Origin of the sequence: Hyphomonas sp. UBA3601 (genome assembly GCF_002375605.1) — a bacterium.
GTDB lineage: Bacteria > Pseudomonadota > Alphaproteobacteria > Caulobacterales > Hyphomonadaceae > Hyphomonas.
In genome coordinates, this window is sequence record NZ_DFME01000119.1 from 2,403 (window position 1) to 8,447 (window position 6,045).

Annotated in this window: 7 protein-coding genes; 4 read left to right on the forward strand and 3 right to left on the reverse strand. The window is 55.0% G+C overall.

Features of this window, described 5'->3' with window-relative positions:
- Positions 1–82 precede the first annotated feature (82 nt).
- From B4F73_RS12760 to B4F73_RS12775, 4 genes are read left to right on the forward strand one after another with little or no spacing between them, the layout of a single operon-like run.
- Positions 83–646, forward strand: coding sequence for a hypothetical protein (locus B4F73_RS12760; protein WP_290483454.1), 564 nt, complete (start codon positions 83–85; stop codon positions 644–646).
- Positions 646–969: a FliM/FliN family flagellar motor switch protein gene (locus B4F73_RS12765; protein ID WP_206991614.1), complete on the forward strand. Its 324-nt coding sequence runs from the start codon at positions 646–648 to the stop codon at positions 967–969. The genes B4F73_RS12760 and B4F73_RS12765 overlap by 1 nt, the downstream gene beginning before the upstream one ends.
- Positions 953–1,735 carry a flagellar type III secretion system pore protein FliP gene (gene fliP, locus B4F73_RS12770; RefSeq protein ID WP_206991613.1) on the forward strand — a complete coding sequence of 261 codons (783 nt, stop codon included), beginning with the start codon at positions 953–955 and terminating at the stop codon, positions 1,733–1,735. Before B4F73_RS12765 ends, fliP begins: the two co-directional genes overlap by 17 nt.
- Positions 1,732–2,850 (forward strand): FliG C-terminal domain-containing protein, encoded by a 1,119-nt coding sequence (locus B4F73_RS12775; protein WP_290483455.1) that lies wholly within the window; start codon positions 1,732–1,734, stop codon positions 2,848–2,850. Before fliP ends, B4F73_RS12775 begins: the two co-directional genes overlap by 4 nt.
- 42 nt (positions 2,851–2,892) lie before the next feature.
- Here B4F73_RS12775 and B4F73_RS12780 read toward each other — a convergent pair whose 3' ends face one another.
- The 3 genes from B4F73_RS12780 to B4F73_RS12790 form a co-directional block, all read right to left on the reverse strand.
- Entirely contained in the window at positions 2,893–4,005 is a 1,113-nt protein-coding gene (locus tag B4F73_RS12780; protein WP_242517422.1) for a flagellar basal body P-ring protein FlgI, read from the reverse strand.
- 2 nt (positions 4,006–4,007) lie between these two features.
- On the reverse strand, positions 4,008–4,988 hold the full coding sequence (locus tag B4F73_RS12785) for a flagellin (protein ID WP_290480184.1): 981 nt from the start codon (positions 4,986–4,988) through the stop codon (positions 4,008–4,010).
- A 1-nt stretch (position 4,989) separates the two neighbouring features.
- A partial coding sequence (locus B4F73_RS12790; protein ID WP_290481695.1) for a FlgK family flagellar hook-associated protein occupies positions 4,990–6,045 on the reverse strand: 1,056 nt, incomplete at its 5' end.

Below are 6,045 nucleotides of genomic sequence, written 5' to 3' on the forward strand. Positions count from 1 at the left end.
AAAGACTATACTCGGGAGCGCCAGGATGAAACAGCAAGCCTGCTTCAGGAGTGGCTGAACGAAGACCGGAAGGCGCTGGTCAATGAGTGAGTCGCCTTTCGCCAACCTGCCGAGATTTGACCAGACTACTGACGATACGGCTGGCACCGCCAGTACAATGGCGGATACTGTAACCGCTGTAGATTTTCATGAGCCCGAGGCGCCAGCCGAGATTGTACCGGCGCTCGATCCGAATGTGGAAGTTCTCTTGACGCGATTGTCGGAAGAGATTGAGCGTACGAATGATCTTCTGCTTGTTCAAACAACGAACTGGGTTACCGCGATAGCGGAAAAGTTGTTCCCGGAACTTTCAAAAATGTTCTTGGCAGAAGAGATTGGTCGACAATTGCCAAGCCTGTTACCGGAATCGGCAAATCGAGTGGAAATCACGGCTCCCGAGCTTCTTGCAAATGACATTCAGGATGTTGTTCAGCGCTCAAACAAACTTGCCAACCGATGCCTCGTTTCTCCGACGCCTGCATCCGAGCGCCAGGGTGTGGAAGTGTCCTGGGTGACGGGCGGATTGTCGTTGGAATTCGACGGGTTGCTGGAGGCCTGCCTTGGCCGACTGCAGTCTATGCAAACGAATCAGAAGGAAACATTGTGATGGCTATTCCCGAAATGACGCCTTCGGACGAAAACATGATTGAGCAGGATGAGGCCTTGCCGGGCGGCAAAGTCTATCGATCCATCTATAACGTCCCGGTCAATGTGATCGTCTCCATCGGCCAGAAGCGTCTGACCGTTTCTGAAATACTGGATTTGAAACCGGATTCCGTGATCGCGCTCGCGGCGCGCATAGAAGACCCTGTATCTCTTTCGGTAGACAACCGGCTCATCGCGCGAGGCGAGTTGATTGAGACGGAGGAGGGTGGTTTAGGCGTAAAAATCACGGAGATCGCGGAGGATCCCGATGCTAAGGGGACTTGAACACCTGCCGCGTTTTGCTGGCGGCTTGTTCATACTAATTCTCCTGTATGCGCTTTCCGGCGCAGCTTACGCGCAATCCGTTGATCCAGCTCAGATAACCATTCCGGATGGATTCCTTGGGAATGGCGGCGAGGGCGGACTCAGCGGCTCTGTCGTACTACTGCTTGTTTTGGTGACAGTGCTCAGTCTGGCGCCAGGCATCGCCATGATGGCGACCTGTCTGCCATTCATGATTATTGTCTTTTCATTTCTGCGTCAGGCCATCGGCGTACAGCAAGCGCCTCCAAACATGCTCATTATGGCGCTTGCCATGTTCCTCACCTTCTTCGTCATGGAGCCAACCTTCATGGAAGCATGGTCTTCAGGCATCTCTCCATACATGGAGGGTACAATTGACGAGGGGCAGGCCTGGACGGCCGCGACAACGCCTTTTCGTGAATTCATGACGGCCCGTGTCGATCCAGAAACCATCCCTGTTCTTGCCGATGCGGTGAACCGCCCTGTGGTGGAAGGGGAGGAGCCAACATTCGCTCTGCTTTCGACGGCATTCATGTTGTCCGAGATCAAGCACGCATTTCAGATCGGCTTCGTAATTTTCCTGCCATTCCTTGTTATTGATCTGGTCGTCTCATCTGTTCTGATGGCAGTCGGCATGATGATGGTGCCGCCGACCGTGGTTTCGCTTCCTTTTAAGGTTGGATTCATAGTTCTGGCGGATGGCTGGTTGAAGATAACGGAAGCACTTTTGCGAGGATATGCCGGATGAGTTCGGTCGTAGAGTTGAAACAACCGACACAAAGGCAGGCTGTAGCCAGAACAGGGCCACAGACTGGCTCCTCGCGCATTGCGGGTCTGACGCGTGCACAGAAGGCTGCTGTGGTCATTGCCATGCTTGGTGAAGCCGAGGCACGTCCCATCGTTGAGCGTCTTGATGACCAGACCATGGCCCAGGTTGCTGCTGCGTTGGAAACAGTTTCCAAACTTCCTCGGGAGCAGCTTGTTGAGATTGCAATCGACTTCCTGAAAGAATTGCGCGCCGCGAGCGGTTCGTTCTCCGGAGGACAGGACAAGGCTCGTGAAGTCATCGCGAACATCCTCGATCAGAAACGCTATGATCAGATATACGGTACTGGCGAGCCACAACAGGAAGTCGTGGTGGAAGAGGTTGGCGACACCTGGGAGCGGCTTGAGAATTATGATGCGCAACAGGTCGCAACCTATTTTCTGACACTGACCCCCAATATCATCGCTCTAATCCTGCGCCGATTGGATGTCGCTGCGGCATCGGAAATTGTCGGCTTTCTGGGTGAGGAGCAACTGGACCCGGTGGTCGGTCATTTGGTCGAGGATGAGGCGCCAGACCCGGAAATCTTTTCCGTGCTTGCCCACATGGTCGAGATTGAATTGCTGAACAATACTGAAGCTGGTCCGGGCGCAACCGAAGATACGGCTCACTTGGAATCCATTGGTGAAATGCTCAGCCTTGTCCCGAGTGACAAGCGTGATCGGATCATGGCCTTCCTCAGTAGCGAGCATGAAGGCAAGATGAAAAGCATCGAGCGGGTCATGTTTACCATCAGCAGCCTGCCAGAAATTTTGCCCCGAGAAGCTGTTGCAATTGTATTCCGGGAACTTGGCGAAGAGACAATGGTCCAACTCCTTGCGAGTCTCCGCGAGGGTGGATCGGAAGTTTCGGATTATTTGCTCAGCAACATCTCGTCGCGCTTGGCGGACCAGTATCGCCTACAGCTCGAAGACGTGGGAAAAATATCTGCTGAGAAGGGCGAGAAGCTCCAACGTCAGTTCCTGATGTCCCTGATGACCCTCAAGCGGGAAGGGGCGATCAAGGTCGGCAAGCCTGAAGAAGACGAGGCCGAGTAGGGCCTGACACGAATAAGTTCCTGTCCAACTTGTCTTACCAGTTCAACGGATGATCAGGTCTGCGTGAAGGGCGCCCGCTGCTTTCATTGTGCGAATGATATCGGCAGTTTCCTGAGGCGTAACCCCTAGCGCATTCAGCCCAGATATCAACTCTGAGAGTGACACGTTTGGGTTCAGCATCGCAATATTCTTACTGCCGGTCTGGCCGATTGTGATGCGTGAGCGGGGCAGGGCGATGGACTCGCCTCGCGCAAACGGATTCGGCTGGGACACAACGGGGCTTTCCACCACCTTGATAGAGATGTTGCCCTGAGCAATCGCAACTTTGGAAATGGTGACATCCTCGCCAAGTACGATCGTACCGGATTTCTCATCAATCACTATTCGCGCCGGCACAGACACGCTGACGGGCAAGTTTTCGATATCTGCGAGGATACGGGAGGGCGTCCCATTGATCCCGCGAAGGTCCAGATCAATCGTGCCAGGATCACGAGTATAGGCGATCTGGGCACCATAGGCCGAGTTGATGACGTCTTCGATGCGGGCGGCTGTCGTGAAATCCGGATCGCGCAGGGCGAGTGTCAGGCTCTCGCGGTCATTGAAGTCATAGCCGATTTCACGCTCGATGCGGGCCCCATTCGGGATGGCGCCTGCTGTCGGCGTACCACGCGTTTCGCGTGCGGCGGCGGCTTGAACATCAATACCGGAGACGATGATGCTACCTTGAGCGACTGCATAAACTTCATTGTCTGCGCCCTTCAGGGGCGTGAGGATCAGGGTGCCGCCCTCAAGGCTCTTGGCGTCTCCGATCGAGGCGACCGATATGTCTATGGTCGATCCATTACGTGCAAAGGAGGGTAGCGTGGCTGTCACAAGAACAGCTGCGGCATTGTTGGGCTTGATATCCTCACCTTGGACATTCACGCCAAGGCGCTCAAGCATGTATGTCAGCGAGTCTTCTGTGAACGGTGAGTTTCGAACTGAATCGCCCGTGCCATTGAGGCCGACCACGATACCATATCCGATAAGATCGTTTTGCCGCACGCCTTCAACATCGACGATATCCCGAAGGCGGGTTTGCGCATCGGCAGGGGCGGAACCCCCGAAGAGACCAAAGCAGAGCGCGGCGATGAGGAGTGTTTTCCGAAGCATCATTCTTAGCCCAGATAATTCAGGAGTGACAGTTGGGACAGGCGGGCAGTAATCAGATAAGATGCTTCCAACGTCGTCTGCAGCGATTGCAGCTCCGTTGCGGCTTCATACTGGTCTCGCGCAGTCAGATCGTTGAATGACGCAGTCAGTACTGTTTCTTCCGTGTCGAGCGTTTTTTGTTCGATCGCATTCCGCTCTTCATATACGCCGAGATCTGCCCGTAGATTGGTGATTTGCGTTTCGCTCGACGACAGGCTCAGAGATGTCTCCTGAACAAGCGTTTTGTAACCGTCCAAAGAGGCGAGTGGGCCATCCGGACCCGAGATTGCCAATACGGCCAAATCTCTGATGAGCGACTTGATTGCGTCATTATCTGCGGTGACGCTCTCCGGGTCGGACGCGGTCGTGCTGCCTTGGTAGATATTCTGCAACCAACCGCCTGTTGGCGAGGTAAAATAGTCATCCAGCTGAGTCGCGAAGTCGGCACTGTCGGTTGCGCTATCCGCAATCAGCTCGATGTCAGCCAAAAGTGCGGACTGATCGGAAAAGGGAAGCGTGGATGTAGCGTCTCCTGCGAAGAGGAAGCGGTCTCCATATCGCGCATTCAGAGACGAGAGCGACGCGGACAGGGCGGCCTTTGCGTCCCGTGCTGCAATACCCACATCTGTTTCATGCTCGCCGCCGATAGCGCTCAGCATGTTTGCGGCGATGCCACTTGAACTCTCTTGAACCGTGCCCAGGCTTGTTTGGATCAGCGACAGTCGGCTCGCGCGCAGGTTGAGGACTTCGCGATCAGTTGAGATGTCTGCCAGCGCCTTCTGACCAAGCATGGCCTTACCGATCCGGCCGGATAGATGAAGCGTAAGGTCCTCATATCGACCCGTCGTGGCCTCTGTCGATGTTTTGCCGATCTGGGTCCGCAATTCAGAAATGTGCTGACCGAGGCTGGCAGTCATCAGGCCGGAGGAAATAGAGAAGCGGTCCATATCAGATCTCCATCAGCTTCTGCATCATCTGGTTCGCAATCTCGATGACCCGGGCGTTTGCTGCATAAGCCTGTTCGATTGCTAGCAAGTCCTGCATCTGACTATCGATATCGACTCCGGTCTCAGACAATTCGGCCTCAATCAGAAGGTCGTGCTGCGTGGATGCCGAAGAAAGCACTGATTCGTGAGAGATACGGGTTTGCCCGGTGAGTGACGCAACATGTGCAACCAATTCGGTTGCAGAGAAGCCGCCCTGGATACCGTTCGAATTCATCGATTGTATTTTGGTGAAGGCGTTGGACATAGCAGAAAGAATGGAGTTGTCTCCGGGCGGGCCCTCAACTGCGGCGCCGATGCCATCCCTCAACCGCCAAAGGCTACCGCCTTGTGCCGGGTCAACTTGGGCGTTCAGGTCGATGCGACCAGCGAGACCCGGATCGCCCGGCGTGCCTGTGTCGACAAACATGCCGAACTCGCCGGGTACTTTTGTCGGATCGATCGAGTCATCCGACAAGCGGGTCACAAGGTCGTTGGCGATCGTATCGAGTTGGGCTCCAAAATTTGGAAGGTCTGTGTCGCGCAAGGTGAAGAGCGCGCCGAACATACCACTCGATATAGCGGCGTAACTGGACGCACCGGGCGTCAGTTCCTGCCCATTCACCGAGAGGCCCGAAAGTGCACCATTGTCCAGTGTCATATCCGCGCCAAATGAATTGGCGGGCGAGAATTCCAATTGCTTGGCAGTTCCCGCAACGAGGTAGACACCTTCGACAGTTATGACATCCACAACGCCACCATCGCGCGGAATCGCTTCGATTGGCAGATATTCTGCGATTGTATCAAGTGTTCTGTCGCGGTCATCCATCAGTGCGGCTGCCTGGGATGTCGAGCGGTCCATGCCCGCCAGCAAACCGTTGAGTTCTTCGACCTGCTTCAGCGCGGCATTTACGACGTTCACGCCGTCTGCGATCTCGCGATCAGCTTCCGAGCGTTGCTGGCTGACCAGTTGCGAGAGATTGTTCAACTCCGTCACAACAGCATTGGCCGAGTCCAGCAA

Coding starts and splice junctions, on each gene's coding strand:
- B4F73_RS12760 (WP_290483454.1), top strand. CDS start 83: ATGAGTGAGTCGCCTTTCGCCAACCTGCCGAGATTTGACCAGACTACT.
- B4F73_RS12765 (WP_206991614.1), top strand. CDS start 646: ATGGCTATTCCCGAAATGACGCCTTCGGACGAAAACATGATTGAGCAG.
- fliP (WP_206991613.1), top strand. CDS start 953: ATGCTAAGGGGACTTGAACACCTGCCGCGTTTTGCTGGCGGCTTGTTC.
- B4F73_RS12775 (WP_290483455.1), top strand. CDS start 1,732: ATGAGTTCGGTCGTAGAGTTGAAACAACCGACACAAAGGCAGGCTGTA.
- B4F73_RS12780 (WP_242517422.1), bottom strand. CDS start 4,005: ATGATGCTTCGGAAAACACTCCTCATCGCCGCGCTCTGCTTTGGTCTC.
- B4F73_RS12785 (WP_290480184.1), bottom strand. CDS start 4,988: ATGGACCGCTTCTCTATTTCCTCCGGCCTGATGACTGCCAGCCTCGGT.